Source organism: Kluyvera intermedia (genome assembly GCF_021440345.1).
GTDB classification, from domain to species: domain Bacteria; phylum Pseudomonadota; class Gammaproteobacteria; order Enterobacterales; family Enterobacteriaceae; genus Kluyvera; species Kluyvera intermedia_A.
The window spans coordinates 1-1822 of the sequence record NZ_JAKCNS010000092.1; the positions used below are offsets into that span (position 1 = coordinate 1).

A 1822-nucleotide genomic window follows, 5' to 3' on the forward strand; every position below is an offset into this window, starting at 1 on the left:
GAAAAGCGAAATTAAACGCTTGACTCTGAAAGAGGAAAGCGTAATATACGCCACCTCGCAACAGTGAGCGAAAGCCGTGTTGCACTGCTCTTTAACAATTTATCAGACAATCTGTGTGGGCACTCGAAGATACGGATTCTTAAACGTCGCAAGACGCTAAATGAATACCAAGTCTCAACGAGTGAACATACGTAATTCATTACGAAGTTTAATTCATTGAGCATCAAACACTTTTAAATTGAAGAGTTTGATCATGGCTCAGATTGAACGCTGGCGGCAGGCCTAACACATGCAAGTCGAACGGTAGCACAGAGAGCTTGCTCTTGGGTGACGAGTGGCGGACGGGTGAGTAATGTCTGGGAAACTGCCCGATGGAGGGGGATAACTACTGGAAACGGTAGCTAATACCGCATAACGTCGCAAGACCAAAGTGGGGGACCTTCGGGCCTCACACCATCGGATGTGCCCAGATGGGATTAGCTAGTAGGTGGGGTAACGGCTCACCTAGGCGACGATCCCTAGCTGGTCTGAGAGGATGACCAGCCACACTGGAACTGAGACACGGTCCAGACTCCTACGGGAGGCAGCAGTGGGGAATATTGCACAATGGGCGCAAGCCTGATGCAGCCATGCCGCGTGTATGAAGAAGGCCTTCGGGTTGTAAAGTACTTTCAGCGAGGAGGAAGGCGTTGTAGTTAATAGCTGCAGCGATTGACGTTACTCGCAGAAGAAGCACCGGCTAACTCCGTGCCAGCAGCCGCGGTAATACGGAGGGTGCAAGCGTTAATCGGAATTACTGGGCGTAAAGCGCACGCAGGCGGTCTGTCAAGTCGGATGTGAAATCCCCGGGCTCAACCTGGGAACTGCATTCGAAACTGGCAGGCTAGAGTCTTGTAGAGGGGGGTAGAATTCCAGGTGTAGCGGTGAAATGCGTAGAGATCTGGAGGAATACCGGTGGCGAAGGCGGCCCCCTGGACAAAGACTGACGCTCAGGTGCGAAAGCGTGGGGAGCAAACAGGATTAGATACCCTGGTAGTCCACGCCGTAAACGATGTCGACTTGGAGGTTGTGCCCTTGAGGCGTGGCTTCCGGAGCTAACGCGTTAAGTCGACCGCCTGGGGAGTACGGCCGCAAGGTTAAAACTCAAATGAATTGACGGGGGCCCGCACAAGCGGTGGAGCATGTGGTTTAATTCGATGCAACGCGAAGAACCTTACCTACTCTTGACATCCAGAGAACTTAGCAGAGATGCTTTGGTGCCTTCGGGAACTCTGAGACAGGTGCTGCATGGCTGTCGTCAGCTCGTGTTGTGAAATGTTGGGTTAAGTCCCGCAACGAGCGCAACCCTTATCCTTTGTTGCCAGCGGTTCGGCCGGGAACTCAAAGGAGACTGCCAGTGATAAACTGGAGGAAGGTGGGGATGACGTCAAGTCATCATGGCCCTTACGAGTAGGGCTACACACGTGCTACAATGGCATATACAAAGAGAAGCGACCTCGCGAGAGCAAGCGGACCTCATAAAGTATGTCGTAGTCCGGATTGGAGTCTGCAACTCGACTCCATGAAGTCGGAATCGCTAGTAATCGTAGATCAGAATGCTACGGTGAATACGTTCCCGGGCCTTGTACACACCGCCCGTCACACCATGGGAGTGGGTTGCAAAAGAAGTAGGTAGCTTAACCTTCGGGAGGGCGCTTACCACTTTGTGATTCATGACTGGGGTGAAGTCGTAACAAGGTAACCGTAGGGGAACCTGCGGTTGGATCACCTCCTTACCTTAAAGAACCTGCCTTTGAAGTGCTCACACAGATTGTCTGATGAA

1 rRNA gene is annotated in these 1822 nt (G+C 52.2%); it reads left to right on the plus strand.

The features are described 5' to 3' along the window. Positions 1–235: 235 nt before the first annotated feature. Positions 236–1775, plus strand: a 16S ribosomal RNA gene (locus LZ634_RS20010). Positions 1776–1822 lie beyond the last annotated feature (47 nt).